The organism is Paraburkholderia sp. MM5482-R2 (genome assembly GCF_050436125.1).
GTDB lineage: Bacteria > Pseudomonadota > Gammaproteobacteria > Burkholderiales > Burkholderiaceae > Paraburkholderia > Paraburkholderia tuberum.
The window spans coordinates 3,849,345-3,863,945 of record NZ_JBNDLP010000002.1 but is presented as its reverse complement, the minus strand read 5'-3'; the positions used below and the strand labels follow the sequence as shown (position 1 = coordinate 3,863,945).

Annotated in this window: 13 protein-coding genes and 1 pseudogene; 12 read left to right on the top strand and 2 right to left on the bottom strand. The window is 65.3% G+C overall.

All coding sequences use genetic code 11. The annotated features are described in order from the left end of the window. Positions 1-37: 37 nt before the first annotated feature. Positions 38-724: a FadR/GntR family transcriptional regulator gene (locus OKW37_RS20705; protein WP_090801859.1), complete on the bottom strand. Its 687-nt coding sequence runs from the start codon at positions 722-724 to the stop codon at positions 38-40. Between the two features lie 237 nt (positions 725-961). Between OKW37_RS20705 and OKW37_RS20700 the strand changes: the two genes are divergently transcribed. The 3 genes from OKW37_RS20700 (at position 962) to OKW37_RS20690 (ending at position 3,974) form a co-directional block, all read left to right on the top strand. Continuing rightward, positions 962-2,290 carry a C4-dicarboxylate transporter DctA gene (locus tag OKW37_RS20700; protein ID WP_090801858.1) on the top strand — a complete coding sequence of 443 codons (1,329 nt, stop codon included), beginning with the start codon at positions 962-964 and terminating at the stop codon, positions 2,288-2,290. 133 nt (positions 2,291-2,423) lie between these two features. Then, a complete protein-coding gene (gene alc, locus OKW37_RS20695) occupies positions 2,424-3,434 on the top strand; it encodes an allantoicase (RefSeq protein ID WP_429408313.1) in 1,011 nt (336 codons plus the stop codon). 27 nt (positions 3,435-3,461) lie between these two features. Next, entirely contained in the window at positions 3,462-3,974 is a 513-nt protein-coding gene (locus OKW37_RS20690; protein WP_429408315.1) for an ureidoglycolate lyase, read from the top strand. Positions 3,975-4,076: 102 nt separating this feature from the next. Here OKW37_RS20690 and fur read toward each other — a convergent pair whose 3' ends face one another. Beyond that, positions 4,077-4,505: a ferric iron uptake transcriptional regulator gene (fur, locus tag OKW37_RS20685; protein WP_013090534.1), complete on the bottom strand. Its 429-nt coding sequence runs from the start codon at positions 4,503-4,505 to the stop codon at positions 4,077-4,079. A 153-nt stretch (positions 4,506-4,658) separates the two neighbouring features. Here fur and OKW37_RS20680 point away from each other — a divergent pair, with 153 nt between their 5' ends. The 9 genes and pseudogenes from OKW37_RS20680 to OKW37_RS20640 all read left to right on the top strand — a co-directional run bounded on the left by OKW37_RS20680 (position 4,659) and on the right by OKW37_RS20640 (position 14,597). After that, a complete protein-coding gene (locus OKW37_RS20680; protein WP_429408505.1) occupies positions 4,659-5,507 on the top strand; it encodes an outer membrane protein assembly factor BamE in 849 nt (282 codons plus the stop codon). Between the two features lie 354 nt (positions 5,508-5,861). After that, positions 5,862-6,659, top strand: a complete 798-nt coding sequence (dapB, locus tag OKW37_RS20675) for a 4-hydroxy-tetrahydrodipicolinate reductase (protein ID WP_429408317.1) — start codon at positions 5,862-5,864, stop codon at positions 6,657-6,659. Positions 6,660-6,737: 78 nt separating this feature from the next. Further along, positions 6,738-7,457 carry a MotA/TolQ/ExbB proton channel family protein gene (locus OKW37_RS20670; RefSeq protein WP_184058458.1) on the top strand — a complete coding sequence of 240 codons (720 nt, stop codon included), beginning with the start codon at positions 6,738-6,740 and terminating at the stop codon, positions 7,455-7,457. 91 nt (positions 7,458-7,548) lie between these two features. Beyond that, positions 7,549-7,980: an ExbD/TolR family protein gene (locus tag OKW37_RS20665; RefSeq protein ID WP_429408319.1), complete on the top strand. Its 432-nt coding sequence runs from the start codon at positions 7,549-7,551 to the stop codon at positions 7,978-7,980. 184 nt (positions 7,981-8,164) lie between these two features. Next, positions 8,165-10,756, top strand: a complete 2,592-nt coding sequence (gene leuS, locus OKW37_RS20660; protein WP_429408320.1) for a leucine--tRNA ligase — start codon at positions 8,165-8,167, stop codon at positions 10,754-10,756. Between the two features lie 88 nt (positions 10,757-10,844). After that, positions 10,845-11,396 (top strand): LPS assembly lipoprotein LptE, encoded by a 552-nt coding sequence (gene lptE, locus OKW37_RS20655; RefSeq protein ID WP_176078962.1) that lies wholly within the window; start codon positions 10,845-10,847, stop codon positions 11,394-11,396. Positions 11,397-11,450: 54 nt separating this feature from the next. Then, the gene (gene holA / locus OKW37_RS20650; protein WP_429408321.1) at positions 11,451-12,578 is read left to right on the top strand and encodes a DNA polymerase III subunit delta; all 1,128 of its coding nucleotides are present in this window, start codon (positions 11,451-11,453) and stop codon (positions 12,576-12,578) included. A gap of 264 nt (positions 12,579-12,842) precedes the next feature. Further along, a pseudogene (locus tag OKW37_RS20645) lies at positions 12,843-14,131 on the top strand (glutamate-5-semialdehyde dehydrogenase). Between the two features lie 49 nt (positions 14,132-14,180). Next, on the top strand, positions 14,181-14,597 hold the full coding sequence (locus OKW37_RS20640) for a CopD family protein (RefSeq protein WP_090801840.1): 417 nt from the start codon (positions 14,181-14,183) through the stop codon (positions 14,595-14,597). Positions 14,598-14,601: the final 4 nt, after the last annotated feature.

The following is a 14,601-nucleotide window of genomic DNA, read 5'->3' as shown; positions in this document are numbered from 1 at the left end:
TCCGGAGCGGTTTTTTTTCGTCTGCGATTTTTGCCGTCTACGGCGTGGGGAAATAGACGCCGGCGCGCTGTGCGGCGTTCGCGATGTGTGTCTCGATCGCCTTGCCCGCGGCGAGCGAATCGCGGGCCTTCAACGCGTCGAGAATCGCGCGATGTTCGGTGTACGTGGACAGCACCCGCTCGCGCCGGTAGAACGGCATGCGCTGGCTTTCCTGCATGATCTCGGCACTGCTGCGCAGGATCGACTCGATCGCCGCATTGCCCGCGATGCTGACGATGCGCATATGGAACGCGTAGTCGAGCCGAGCTGCTTCGTCGAGTTCCTCGCAGGCGAGCGCGCTTTGCATCGCGGTGATGTTTTCCTCAAGCCACGCGAGGTCGTCGTTGGTGACCGCGAGCACCGCCATGCGCGCGACGAAGCCTTCGAGCGCGTAGCGCATCTGATACGTGTCGGGCAGCGACGACTGCTCGGCGAAGCGCCACGCCTGCGCGTTTTTCGCCTGCGCGCTTTCCACGTAGACGCCCTTGCCAGGGCGGATCACCAGCAGACCAAGCGCTTCCAGTGTGGAAAGCGCTTCGCGCAGTGACGCGCGGCTGATCGACAGTTCATCGGATAGCTGGCGCTGCGCCGGCAGCAGACTGCCCACCGGATAGACGCCCCCCTCGATACGCTCGCGGATGGTCGCGATGGCCGCGTCGGTGACGGTGTGCGGGACGTTTTTCATGAGGGATCGCTCGGTAGCGTGGTCTGACCGCAATTCTAATACTTGCGCGCGAGAAGGCGCGCCGCGCGCCGTCTGAAAACCCGAAATCCGACCCGAAATCGCCGAAAACACAACGGGTAAACACTGCTCGATGAGTCCTTGACGCGGGTATATCGGCTTTCTACTATTCGCCATAACAGTACTGGTCGGACCAGTCTGAACAGAAGTGACCGAGATAACCATCCGCAGGAGGAAGCCGTGTTGAAATTCTTCAATTCGCTATTTGGCCGGGTCGTGATAGCGCTCGTGGCCGGCATCGTGCTCGGTGCCGTGTTTCCGCATTTCGCGCAGTCCTTGCGGCCGCTTGGCGACGGCTTTCTGAAGCTGATCAAGATGGTGATCGGGCCGATCGTGTTCTGCGTGGTGGTGAGCGGCATGGCGCACGCGGGCGATCTGCGCAAGGTCGGCCGCGTGGGCTTGAAGTCGGTGATCTACTTCGAGGCGATGACGACGATCGCGCTCGTGATCGGCGCGGTGCTCGCTTACGCGACGCGTCCTGGTGCAGGGATGAACGTGAACCTGAACTCGCTCGATGCGGCGTCGCTCGCGACCTATACCGAACACGCGAAGAGCCTGAAGGACACAGCGGGCTTCCTGCTGAAGATCATCCCCGACACGGCGATCAACGCGTTCGCGACCGGCGACATTCTGCAGATCCTCGTGTTCTCGGTGCTGTTCGGCTCGGCGCTGTCGCTGCTCGGCAAGCGCGCGCAGCGCGTGAGCGGCTTGATCGATGAGCTGTCGCAGGTGTTCTTCCGCGTGATGGGCTTCATCATCAAGCTCGCGCCGCTCGGCGTGCTCGGCGCGATCGCGTTCACGACCGGCACCTATGGCGTCGAGTCGCTGAAGCAGCTCGGCATGCTCGTGCTGGTGTTCTACGCGAGCTGCGTGGTGTTCGTCGTGCTCGTGCTCGGCGCGGTGATGCGGCTCGCCGGCTTCAGCATCTTCAAGCTGATCCGCTATCTGCGCGAAGAACTGTCGATCGTGCTCGGCACCGCATCGTCCGACGCCGTGCTGCCGCAGATCATGCGCAAGCTCGAATGGATGGGCGTCAAGGATTCGACGGTCGGTCTCGTGATTCCGACCGGCTACTCGTTCAACCTCGACGGCTTCTCGATCTATCTGACGCTCGCCGTGCTGTTCATCGCGCAGGCGACCAACACGCCGCTGTCTATTCATGACCTGATCGTCGTCGTGCTGGTGTCGCTGGTGACGTCGAAGGGCGCGCACGGCATTCCGGGCTCTGCGATCGTGATTCTCGCGGCGACGCTCTCCGCGATTCCCGCGATTCCTGTGCTCGGTCTCGTGCTGATTCTGCCGGTCGACTGGTTTGTCGGCATCGCCCGGGCGCTCACCAACCTGATCGGCAACTGCGTCGCGACGGTGGTGGTCGCCGTGTGGGAAAACGATATCGACAAGGCGCGCGCGCATCGCGTGCTGAATCGCGACGCGGCGCTGCGCTACGTGCCCGTCGTCGACGACACGCTCGTCGAACCCGGTGCGGCCGAACCCGCGCCGGCGGTCTGACGGCTGCGCGGGATCTGGTCTGACCAGACGAACCGGCATTGCTTCCTAGATAGCTCCTCGACCTTTTTCGCAAAGCCGGTGGTTGCCGTGGCGCTGCCGGCTGTTTCTGACCTCTTCGACACCGACCGACATCATGGCCAACCCGATCCTCGACCCGAACGCTCCCGCCTTCACACGCCGCAACATGAACCTCGCCGATCCGCGCCTCGGCGCGAAGGCGCTGTTCGCCAGCGACGAATTCTTCGCGCCGAAAGAGCGCATGCTCGACCCGCAGCCGGCGGTGTTCATCCCCGGCAAATACGACGACCACGGCAAGTGGATGGACGGCTGGGAGACGCGTCGCAAGCGCACGACCGGCCACGACCATTGCGTGATCCGGCTCGCGCGGCCGGGTGTCGTGCATGGGGTCGATCTCGATACGAGCCACTTCACCGGCAATTTCCCGCCGGCGGCGTCGATCGATGCCTGTCATAGCGACGCTGACGTGCCGCCCGAGCACGCCGACTGGCAGCCGCTCGTGCCGGCGACAACGCTACAGGGCAACCAGCATCACTACGTCGAGGTGAAAGACGCGCGCCCGGTCACCCATCTGCGCGTGAATCTGTATCCGGACGGCGGGCTCGCGCGACTGCGCGTGTATGGCCAGCCGCAGCGCGACTGGAGCCGCGTCGAGCGCGGCACGCTGCTCGATCTCGCCGCGATCGAAAACGGCGCGTACCTCGTCGCCGCGAACAACCAGCATTTCGGGCCGGCCTCGCAGATGCTGATGCCGGGCCGTGGCGTGAACATGGGCGACGGCTGGGAAACGCGGCGGCGTCGCGAGCCGGGCAACGACTGGGCGATCGTCGCGCTCGCGCGGCCCGGCGTGATCCGCAAGATCGAAGTCGACACCGCGCACTTCAAGGGCAACTTCCCGGATCGCTGCTCGCTGCAGGCGGCATCGGTGACGGGCGGCACAGACGATTCCCTCGTCACGCAGGCGATGTTCTGGCCGGTGCTGCTCGGCGAACAGAAACTGCAGATGGATCACGTGCACGCGTTCGCGGACGACCTCGCCGCGCTCGGGCCGGTCACGCACGTGCGCTTCAACATCTTCCCGGACGGCGGCGTGTCGCGCCTGCGTCTGTGGGGCGAGATCGCTTAACGCAAGCAACGTCATGGAGCGGCACGCATGAAGATCCTGCAGATGGAACGCCTGACGCGCGCGGCCTTCGCGCCGTTCGGCGACGTGATCGAACTCGACGGCGCGCGTCGTTTTCCGATCAACGGAGGTACCACCGAGCGCTATCACGACCTCGCGCGCGTCGACGTGGTGGAGCAGGGCGGCCGGCCGCTCGTCAGTCTGTTTCGCGCGCAGCCGCGCGCGCTGCCCGTCGAGATCACGATGATGGAGCGGCATCCGCTCGGCAGCCAGGCTTTCATTCCCTTACGCGCGGGCCGATATCTGATGGTGGTCGCGCCGGCCGGCGAGTTCGACGCCGCGCGCATGCGCGCGTTCTGGACCGATGCGTGGCAGGGCGTCAATTACGCGAAAGGGGTCTGGCACCATCCGCTGCTCGCGCTCGATCAGGTCAGCGATTTCATCGTCGTCGATCGCGGCGGCGATGCGCCGAATTGCGACGAATTGCAGTTGGCCAAGCCGTGGCGCCTCGCCTTCGAGCCGAGCGTGGAGCTGGTCGGATAGCGGCGATTGTCGCCGCCTGAATAAAAAAGACCCGGCCGATGCCCATCGGCCGGGTCTTTTTTCTGACTTGCCAGGTCGCGTTCGCAGGCGACCCGCGACGCATCAGTGCTTACGATGCGGACAATTTTCCTTCGTGCACGCCCCATACAGCGCCAGCGCGTGTTCCTGCAGCTTGAAGCCGCGTGCCTTGGCGATGGACTGCTGACGGCTTTCGATTTCGGGGTCGAAAAATTCTTCGACCAGCCCGCAATCGAGGCACACGAGGTGGTCGTGGTGCGACCCCTCGTTCAGTTCGAACACCGCCTTGCCCGATTCGAAATTGCTGCGCGAGAGCAGGCCGGCCTGCTCAAATTGCGTCAGCACACGATACACGGTGGCGAGACCGATATCGAGTTCCTCGTGCAGGAGGTTGCGGTACACGTCTTCGGCGGTCAGGTGACGCACCGGGCTATGCTGGAAAATCTCAAGGATTTTGAGGCGCGGAAGGGTCGCCTTGAGCCCGATGTTCTTGAGATCGGTTGGATTGGTCATGACAAGGGATCCCTAGAGTACAATGCTGGGCTCTCATAGTAATGTGTTTTTGCCGTTCTGGTCATCTTCGATGGAATGAGCGCGGCCCGCAAGCGGGCCCGCACGGTGAGTGAAATGATTTCTAAATCTCAATTGATCTACCGGGGGAGCCGCATGCGGGGTACCTTGATCGCTGTTGCGACTGTCGCGGTTCTTGCCGGATGTTCCACATACGACAGCCTGACCCAGCGCATTGCCCAACGCATTACGCCGTATCGGATTACGGTTGTGCAAGGTAATTTCGTGTCGCAGGAAATGGCCGACCAGATGAAGGTCGGCATGACGCGCGCGCAGGTGCGTCAGTTGCTCGGCACGCCGCTGTTGACCGACATGTTCCACGCGAATCGCTGGGATTACGTGTTCTATTTCAAGCGCGGCTCGACGTCGATCGTGCAGCAGCGTGACTTCGTCGTGTACTTCTCCGGCGACCTCGTGACCCACTGGACGGGCGGCGAGGATCTGCCGACCAATCTCGAATTGCTGGCCGAGATCGACGGCGACCGCCGTGGCCGCAGCCCGAACGCGACGCCGCCGCGCGCGGCGAGCGCGGCCGAGGCCGCCAACGCCGTGGCCGCCAGCGATGCAGCCGCCGCCAGTGCGGCGGCCGCCGCGGCACCGGCTACCGTGGGTACGACGCGCTCGCCGTCGGTCGAAGGCGCCCAGCAGGCCGCCACGCCGTCCATGGACGCCAACGCGGAAGCCGCCCAGGCGGCCAATCGCGCAACGAGCGCGGTGCCGACGCCGAGCCGCGCGCCGTCCGTGCGGTCGGCCGTGCCGCGAGCGAACGCTGGCGGGATCCCGACGCAAGGCCCGACGTCCGGCGGTCAGCCGCAGTTCCAGTTCAAGCGTCCGCCGCCGCCCGCTCAGGAGAACGAAAGCAACCCGGTCGGCCCGACGGGCTCGCAAAGCAGCGGCAGCCCGACGCTGAACACTTCGCCGGCGACGCCGGGAACGAGCAACTGATTTGCTCGTCGGTGTTGTGAGGCGGGCTGCGCGCCACATGTGCGGCGCCCGCCAGATGTGTGTTTGTCCGGCACCAGGCGAAGTCGGAAATGCGCCGCTTGGGCCGCATGAATGTGTTGCCGCGGTTGCCGCGGCAGTGGGTCGCCGCAGCGGGCCGTATCGGTCAGTCACCTGAGCGAGCCGTCCCGGTTGGCCGCCCGCATTGGCTCCAGCAGCGAGCCGGGTGATTTCGCTCCCTGCCGCCGCGTGTCCCTATATCGACCGGGCGCATTCCCCGGCACACTGGTCCGGGCATTCGCCGGGCCGCGTTTGCCGGGCTCCATACCGGTTGACTCTTTTCGAATCTTCATCGTCATGAAAATTGCCATTGCAGGCGCATCGGGCCGGATGGGCCGCATGCTCATCGAAACCGTCCTCAACGATGCCGACGCGACGCTGTCCGGCGCGCTCTGCCGCACGGGCGCTGCGCAGTTTGGCCAGGACGCCGGCGCGTTCCTCGGCAAAGAGACCGACGTGCTGCTGTCCGACGACATCGAGCGTGTGTTCGCCGAATCCGACTACCTGATCGACTTCACGCGTCCCGACGCGACGCTCGCGCATCTCGAAGCCGCGCAGCGCCACGACGTGAAAATGGTGATCGGCACGACCGGCTTCGACAACGCGCAAAAAGCGCAGCTGCGCGCGGCGGCGCAGAAGATCGGCGTCGTGTTCGCGTCGAACATGAGCGTCGGCGTGAACGTCACGCTGAAGCTGCTCGAATACGCGGCGCGGCACTTCTCGACCGGCTACGACATCGAGATCATCGAGGCGCATCATCGTCACAAGGTCGACGCGCCGTCCGGCACCGCGCTGACGATGGGCGAAGTGATCGCCAACGCGCTCGGCCGCAATCTCGACGACTGCGCGATCTACGGCCGCGAAGGCGTGACCGGCGAGCGCGATCCGTCGACGATCGGCTTCTCGGCGATTCGCGGCGGCGATATCGTGGGCGATCATACGGTGCTGTTCGCGGGCATCGGCGAGCGCATCGAGATCACGCACAAATCGGCAAGCCGCCTGGCATATGCACAAGGCGCGCTTCGTGCTGTACGCTTCCTCGAAGGCCACGACAACGGCTTCTTCGACATGCAGGACGTGCTCGGCCTGCGTTGAGCGAAGCCCGTTGCGCAGAGGCGGAGTAGCGCATCCCGAGCGCGCCCTCCCGAAGTCACTTTCCCAAGGCGAGGTCAGATGGCAGGCAGCAGCGGCATCATCCATTACCTGCAAACGAGCGACGCAATCACGCATGGCGTCGCCTATGTGCTGCTGGCCATGTCGATTGCGAGCTGGTGTTTTCTGATCGTCAAGAGCTGGATTCTGACGCGCGCGAAACGCCAGGCCAACCGGGCGATCGCGCGCTTCTGGCAGGCGCCGACGCTCGCCGAAGGCGTCGCCATCCTGCGCCGCACTGATCGTGAGCGCGTGTTCGCGCCGCTCGCCGAAGCGGCGCTGAATGCGGCCGAGGTCGACATTCCGGGCGCGCTGCTCGCGCGCGTCGAGCGCAGCGAACGGGTGCTGCGCGCGCTGCGCCAGGCGCTCAATGCGTCGCAGCGGCGGCTCGAGTTCGGTCAGGTGCTGCTTGCGTCGGTTGGCAGCACCGCGCCGTTCGTCGGTCTGCTCGGCACCGTATGGGGTATCTATCACGCGCTCGGCAGCATCGCGGCGAGCGGGCAGGCGCAGATCGAGAACGTCGCGGGACCGGTGGGCGAGGCGCTGATCATGACCGCGTTCGGTCTGGTGGTGGCGATTCCGGCGGTGCTCGCGTACAACGTGCTGGGCCGCCTCGTGCGGCAATTGTCCGAGGAGTTGGACGGCTTCGCGCACGATCTGCATGCGTACGTGTGCTCCCCAACCGAGCACGCGCCGACGCCTCCGCGCGCGCAGCAGGCGGCGCGCGAGGCGCACCGCTGACTTGTCACGCGCGGCGGGCTCGGCACATCGCGACCTTCCTCGCACGACACACCGCCCATCGCACGGGCAAGCTCAGACGCAAGGAGGCGACATGGCATTCGGCGGACTCGAGAAGAAGCAGACGGCCGCGCCGATGGCCGAGATCAACATGACGCCGCTGATCGACGTGATGCTGGTGCTGCTGGTGATTTTCATCATCACCGCGCCGCTGTTCTCGCACGCGATCCGGCTCGATCTGCCGAAGGTCGCGGCGGCGCCCGCGCGCCAGACCCCGCAAACCATCTCCCTTTCGATCGACGGCGCCGGCAAGCTCTACTGGAACGGCAAGCCGATCACGCTCGCGCAGATGCGCGTGCAGTTCGCCGAGGCCGGCAAGCGGGCGGACCAGCCGGACCTCCAGTTGCGCGCGGAGCGCTCGACGCGCTACGAAGTGATTGCGCAGGTGATGGGCGCCGCGCAGCAGGCGGGGCTCGAGCGGATCGGCTTCGTGACGGACCCGCCGCCGCCCGCCGCGCAGCACTGAGCGCCATCGGGTGCGCACCGCGTTCACGAATCCGGCATACCCAGTCCCGCACCACGCCGCGCGGCGCACCCGTCCGCGAACGGTATAATCAGCCCTTTCCCCGCCGAAGGGGACACGACGCAACGACATTCTGCAGAGCACCGGGCCGGTGCGAAAGCACCGAACCTGGCGATCCCATCACACCATGCACGAAAAATACGTTCCCTCCGACGTCGAAGCCGCCGCGCAAGGGCAATGGCGCGCCGTCGACGCCTACAAGACGACGGAAACCACCGACAAGCCCAAGTTCTACTGCGTCTCGATGCTGCCGTATCCGTCGGGCAAGCTGCACATGGGGCACGTGCGCAACTACACGATCAACGACGTGATGTACCGCTATCTGCGGATGAACGGCTACAACGTGCTGATGCCGATGGGTTGGGATGCCTTCGGCATGCCGGCGGAGAACGCCGCGATGGCCAACAACGTGCCGCCCGCGCAGTGGACCTACGACAACATCGCTTACATGAAGAAGCAGATGCAGTCGATGGGCCTCGCGATCGACTGGTCGCGCGAAGTCGCGACCTGCAGCCCTGACTACTACAAGTGGAACCAGTGGCTGTTCCTTAAGATGCTCGAAAAGGGCATCGCGTACAAGAAAACCGGCACCGTGAACTGGGACCCGGTCGACCAGACCGTGCTCGCGAACGAGCAGGTGATCGACGGGCGCGGCTGGCGCTCGGGCGCGCTCGTCGAAAAGCGCGAAATCCCGATGTACTACATGCGCATCACGCAGTACGCGGATGAACTGCTGAACGATCTCGAAGGCCTCGGCTGGCCCGAGCGCGTGAAGATCATGCAGCAGAACTGGATCGGCAAGAGCTTCGGCGTGAACTTCGGCTTCCCGTATGAAATCGACGGCGAACAGAAGCTGCTGCGCGTGTTCACGACGCGCGCCGACACGATCATGGGCGTCACGTTTTGCGCGATCGCCGCCGAGCATCCGCTCGCCACGCGTCTCGCGCAAGACAAGCCGGAACTGCAGCCGTTCATCGACGAATGCAAGCGCGGTGGCGTCGCCGAAGCCGACGTCGCGACGATGGAAAAGAAAGGCATGGCCACCGGCTTCTACGTCACGCATCCGCTGACGCAGGCGAAGGTCGAGGTGTGGATCGGCAACTACGTGCTGATGACTTACGGCGAAGGCGCGGTGATGGGCGTGCCGGCGCACGACGAGCGCGACTTCGCGTTCGTGAAGAAATACGGTCTGCCGGTAAAGCAGGTCGTCGCGGTCGAGGGCAAGGAATTCTCGACCGAAGCGTGGGCGGAGTGGTACGGCGAGAAGACCGGCACGCTGGTGAACAGCGGCAAGTACGACGGCCTCGCCTACGACGAAGCCGTAGACCGCATCGCCGCCGATCTCAAGGAACTGGGCCTTGGCGACAAGCAGATCACGTGGCGTCTGCGTGACTGGGGCGTGTCGCGCCAGCGTTACTGGGGCACGCCGATCCCGATCATCCACTGCCCGAAGTGCGGCGACGTGCCGGTGCCGGAAAAAGACCTGCCGGTCGTGCTGCCGGAAGACCTGGTGCCGGACGGCACGGGCAATCCGCTCGCGAAGTCCGAAGCGTTCCTGAACTGCACGTGCCCGAGCTGCGGCGGCGCGGCAAAGCGCGAAACCGACACGATGGACACCTTCGTCGATTCGTCGTGGTACTTCTACCGCTACGCGTCGCCGGATGCGAAGACGATGGTCGACGAGCGCACCGACTACTGGGCGCCGATGGATCAATACATCGGCGGTATCGAACACGCGATCCTGCACCTGCTGTACTCGCGTTTCTGGGCGAAGGTGATGCGCGACCTCGGTCTCGTGAAGTTCGGCGAACCGGCGAAGAACCTGCTCACGCAGGGTATGGTGCTCAACGAAACCTATTACCGCGAAAACGAAGCGGGCAAGAAGACCTGGTACAACCCGGCGGAAGTGACCGTGTCGTTCGACGACAAGGGCCGCCCGGTCGGCGCGGTGCTGAACGCTGACGGCCAGCCGGTCGTGCTCGGCGGCGTCGAGAAGATGTCGAAGTCGAAGAACAACGGCGTCGACCCGCAGATGCTGATCGATCAGCACGGCGCGGACACCGCGCGTCTGTTCGTGATGTTCGCGGCTCCGCCCGAGCAGCAGCTCGAGTGGTCGGGTTCGGGCGTCGAAGGCGCGAGCCGCTTCCTGCGTCGCGTGTGGAACTTCGGCTATTCGAACGAAGCCGCGCTGCGCGCGGGCGGCCAGTTGGACGCCGCACGATTCAACGACACCGACAAGGCGCTGCGTCGTGAGATCTATAGCGTGCTGAAGCAGGCCGATTTCGACTATCAGCGTCTTCAGTACAACACGGTGGTATCGGCCGCGATGAAGATGCTCAACGCGCTCGACGGCGCGAAGGGCGCGCAGACCGCCGTGCTGCGTGAAACCTACGGTGTGATGCTGCGCGTGCTGTACCCGGTCGTGCCGCACCTGACGTTCCAGCTATGGCAGGAGCTCGGCTATGCCGACGAATTCGGCCCACTGCTCGACGCGCCGTGGCCGAAGGTCGACGAGAAGGCGCTCGAACAGGCCGAGATCGAACTCGTGCTGCAGGTGAACGGTAAGGTGCGCGGCGCGATCACGGTCGCGAAGGACGCGTCTCGCGAAGCGATCGAGCAGCTCTCGGCCGAGCACGCAATGGTCGTGAAGTTCAGCGAAGGCAAGGCGCCTAAGAAGATCATCGTGGTGCCGGGCCGTCTCGTGAACGTGGTCGTTTGACGTTCCAGGCCCTCATCCGGCAGACGGAGCGCCGCCCGCCCGGCGGCGTTCCTCGGCACCGCGAATCCACTGCGAACCGGGAGCGAATGTGACTCGCAGATCGTTTTTGACGCTCGCTTGCAGCGTAATGATGTTGTCGGCCTGCGGCTTCCAGTTGCGCGGCCAGCAGGACTTCGCGTTCAAGCGCCTCTATGTGGCGGGCGGCTCGCCCGCGGCCATGGCGCGCTTCACGCGCATCGTGCAGGGCGGCAGCGACACCGTGGTGGTCAGCTCGCCCGCCAATGCCGATGCGCTGCTGCAGATCACGCAGAACCGCAACGTCAGCACGCTGACGCTGAATTCGCTGGGCGTCGTCGCCGAGTATCAGCTGAATCTGCAGATGACCTACACGCTGACCGGCAAGGACGGCACCGTGTTGATTCCGGGCAGCGTGATCGCGCTGAACCGCGCGATGACCTATAGCGACCAGTTCTCGCAGGCGAAGGCCGCCGAGTCCGACATCCTGTTCGCCGACATGGAAAACGACGCGGTCGATCAGCTCGTCCGCCGTCTCGGCGTGGTGCGCTCGCTGCATCCGACGCCGGCCGAGGCCGTGCCGGCCATTGTGCCGCGCGCACCGCTGCCGCCGCCGCCGCTGTGAGCATCGCGCCGTTCGTGATTCGTCGAATCTCATTCATCCCGTCAACCGCCAGCCATGCAACTGCGACCTGACGCGCTCGAAGCGCATCTCGCCCGCGGCCTCGCCGGACTGTACGTCGTATACGGCGACGAGCATCTGCTCGCGCAGGAAGCGTGCGATCGCATCCGCGCGGCGGCGCGCGCGGCCGGCTTCACCGACCGCTCGGTGTTCACGGTCGAGCGCGGTTTCGACTGGAGCTCGCTGCTCGGCGCGAGCCAGTCGATGTCGCTGTTCGGCGACCGTCAGCTGGTCGAGTTGCGCATTCCGTCGGGCAAACCCGGTAAGGAAGGCGCCGATGCGCTGAAGGCGCTCGCATCCACCGTCAACGACGACGTGCTGACGATGATTACGCTGCCGCGCCTCGATGCGGCCACGCAAAAGTCGGCATGGTTCACCGCGCTCGCCGACGCCGGCGTCGCGTTGAAGATCGATCCGGTCGAGCGCGCGCAGCTGCCGAACTGGGTCGGGCAGCGGCTCGCGGCCCAGGGTCAGCGCGTCGCAGCCGGCGAGGAGGGGCGGCGAGCGCTCGCGTTCATCGCCGAGCGCGTCGAGGGCAATCTGCTCGCCGCGCATCAGGAAATCCAGAAGCTCGGGCTGCTGTATCCGAACGGCTCGCTGAGCTTCGATCAGGTTCAGGACGCGGTGCTCAACGTCGCGCGCTACGACGTGTTCAAGCTCAACGAGGCGATGCTCGCGGGCGACGTCGGCCGTCTCGCGCGCATGCTCGACGGGCTGCGCGGTGAGGGCGAGGCCGCGGTGCTCGTGCTGTGGGCGGTCGTCGAAGAAGTGCGCACGCTGCTGCGGATCAAGCGCGGCGTCGCGGCCGGCAAGCCGCTCGCGATGCTCACGCGCGAGAACCGCGTGTGGGGTCCGCGCGAACGGCTGATCGGACCTGCGCTGTCGCGCGTCAGCGAAGCGGCGCTCGAGAAGGCACTCGCGCTGGCGGCGCGGCTCGACCGGCAGGTGAAGGGGCTGTCGGGCGGCACGCCGGGTAATCATCGCAACGATCCGCCGCCCGATCCGTGGGACGGCCTGTTCGAACTCGCAATGACGGTGGCGGCGCCGAAACCGTCGGCAGCTTCGCAAGTGCCGCCGCCGCGACCTCGGGTGCCAACGGCGGCGCCGGCGCGGCGGCCAGTCTGAAGCGGCACAGCTGATTCGCGCGAGCGTCGAAGCAGTGGCTGACGCGAGCAATCGTGTACCAACTGCCAGTCGTTCCACACATACAGACCAGCGTGTTTCGCGTGCCACGCGCCGAACGAAACGCATCGGCGAACCTGTGACAGCACAGTGCACCCGCCGCTCGCGTGCGAGCAAAGCCCCGGTACCCGACTTACAATCGCTTGATCTTTCGCTAATCCTGCCCGACCACCGCATGCCAACGTGCGGGGCATCACGAGAATGACCATGGATATCGACCAGTACATGACCGACCTCGGCCAACGCGCCCGTCAGGCTTCGCGCGCGATGGCGCGGGCGTCGACCGCCGCGAAGAATGCGGCGCTTGCGGCCGTTGCCGAGGCGATCGAGCGCGATGCCGATCTGCTGAAGGCCGCCAACGCGCGCGACCTCGAACGCGCCCGCGGCAAGGGCCACGATGCCGCGTTCATCGACCGGTTGACGCTGTCCGACAAGGCGCTGAAAACGATGGTCGAAGGCCTGCGCCAGGTCGCGGCGCTGGCCGACCCGATCGGCGAGATCAGCAATCTGAAGTACCGGCCGAGCGGCATCCAGGTCGGCCAGATGCGCGTGCCGCTCGGGGTGATCGGCATCATCTACGAATCGCGCCCGAACGTGACGATCGACGCGGCGGCGCTGTGCCTGAAGTCCGGCAACGCGGCCATTTTGCGCGGCGGCTCGGAAGCGCTCGAATGCAATACCGCGCTCGCGAAGCTGATCGGCGAGGGCCTCGAAGCGGCCGGTCTGCCGCAGGACGCGGTGCAGGTGGTCGCGACGTCGGACCGCGCGGCGGTCGGCAAGCTCATCACGATGACCGAGTACGTCGATGTGATCGTGCCGCGCGGCGGCAAGAGCCTGATCGAGCGTTTGACGAACGAAGCGCGCGTGCCGATGATCAAGCACCTCGACGGCATCTGCCACGTTTATGTCGACGATCGCGCGGACATGCCGAAGGCGCTCAACGTTTGCGACAACGCGAAGACGCACCGCTACGGCACCTGCAACACGATGGAGACGCTGCTGGTCGCGCGCGGCATTGCGGCCGAAGTGCTGCCGCCGCTGGGCAAGCTGTATCGCGGCAAGGACGTCGAGCTGCGCGTCGATGCGGCGGCGCGCGCGGTGCTGGCCGATGCGGGCGTCGGTCCGCTCGTCGATGCGAGCGAGGAAGACTGGCGCACCGAATATCTCGCGCCGGTGCTCGCGATCAAGGTGGTCGACGGCATCGACGCGGCGATCGAGCACATCAACACGTATAGCTCGCAGCACACCGACGCGATCGTCACCGAAGACCACGACCGCGCGATGCGCTTCCTGCGCGAATAAAAAAAAATAAAAAAGTCGATTCGGCGAGCGTGATGGTCAACGCGTCGACGCGTTTCGCGGACGGCTTCGAGTTCGGCCTCGGCGCCGAGATCGGCATTTCGAACGACAAGCTGCACGCGCGCGGCCCGGTCGGCCTCGAAGGGCTGACGTCGCTGAAATACGTCGTGCTGGGTCATGGCGAAGGCCGTCAATAAAGCACGAATCGAAGCGCCACAACAACAAGGACCACAAGGACCCCCGCCGATGCTTTGGGTAAAGACGTTTCACATCGTATTGATTGCCTCCTGGTTTGCCGGTCTGTTCTATCTGCCGCGCATCTTCGTCAATCTGGCGATGGAAACGGAACCCGCCGCGACGGCGCGTCTTCTGCTGATGGCGCGCAAGCTGTTCCGCTTCATGAGCTTCATTGCCGTGCCCGCGATCGCGTGCGGCCTGTGGTTGTGGCTCGTGATCGGCATCGGCAGCGGGCAGGGCTGGATTCACGCGAAGGTCGGCGTGGTCGTGCTCCTCGTCATCTATCACGCGTATTGCGGCGTGCTGTTGCGCAGGTTCGAGCGCGGCGAGAATCGCCACTCGGACAAGTGGTATCGGATGTTCAACGAGCTGCCGGTGCTCGGTATGCTCGCGGCGGTCGCGCTGGTAGTGATCAAGCCGTTCTGAGCGG

Excerpts from the sequence above, each read along its gene's own strand:
- alc (WP_429408313.1), top strand. The coding sequence starts at position 2,424 with ATGGCCAACCCGATCCTCGACCCGAACGCTCCCGCCTTCACACGCCGC.
- OKW37_RS20665 (WP_429408319.1), top strand. The coding sequence starts at position 7,549 with ATGGCATTCGGCGGACTCGAGAAGAAGCAGACGGCCGCGCCGATGGCC.
- OKW37_RS20670 (WP_184058458.1), top strand. The coding sequence starts at position 6,738 with ATGGCAGGCAGCAGCGGCATCATCCATTACCTGCAAACGAGCGACGCA.
- OKW37_RS20705 (WP_090801859.1), bottom strand. The coding sequence starts at position 724 with ATGAAAAACGTCCCGCACACCGTCACCGACGCGGCCATCGCGACCATC.
- leuS (WP_429408320.1), top strand. The coding sequence starts at position 8,165 with ATGCACGAAAAATACGTTCCCTCCGACGTCGAAGCCGCCGCGCAAGGG.
- holA (WP_429408321.1), top strand. The coding sequence starts at position 11,451 with ATGCAACTGCGACCTGACGCGCTCGAAGCGCATCTCGCCCGCGGCCTC.
- OKW37_RS20640 (WP_090801840.1), top strand. The coding sequence starts at position 14,181 with ATGCTTTGGGTAAAGACGTTTCACATCGTATTGATTGCCTCCTGGTTT.
- OKW37_RS20680 (WP_429408505.1), top strand. The coding sequence starts at position 4,659 with ATGCGGGGTACCTTGATCGCTGTTGCGACTGTCGCGGTTCTTGCCGGA.
- fur (WP_013090534.1), bottom strand. The coding sequence starts at position 4,505 with ATGACCAATCCAACCGATCTCAAGAACATCGGGCTCAAGGCGACCCTT.
- OKW37_RS20690 (WP_429408315.1), top strand. The coding sequence starts at position 3,462 with ATGAAGATCCTGCAGATGGAACGCCTGACGCGCGCGGCCTTCGCGCCG.
- dapB (WP_429408317.1), top strand. The coding sequence starts at position 5,862 with ATGAAAATTGCCATTGCAGGCGCATCGGGCCGGATGGGCCGCATGCTC.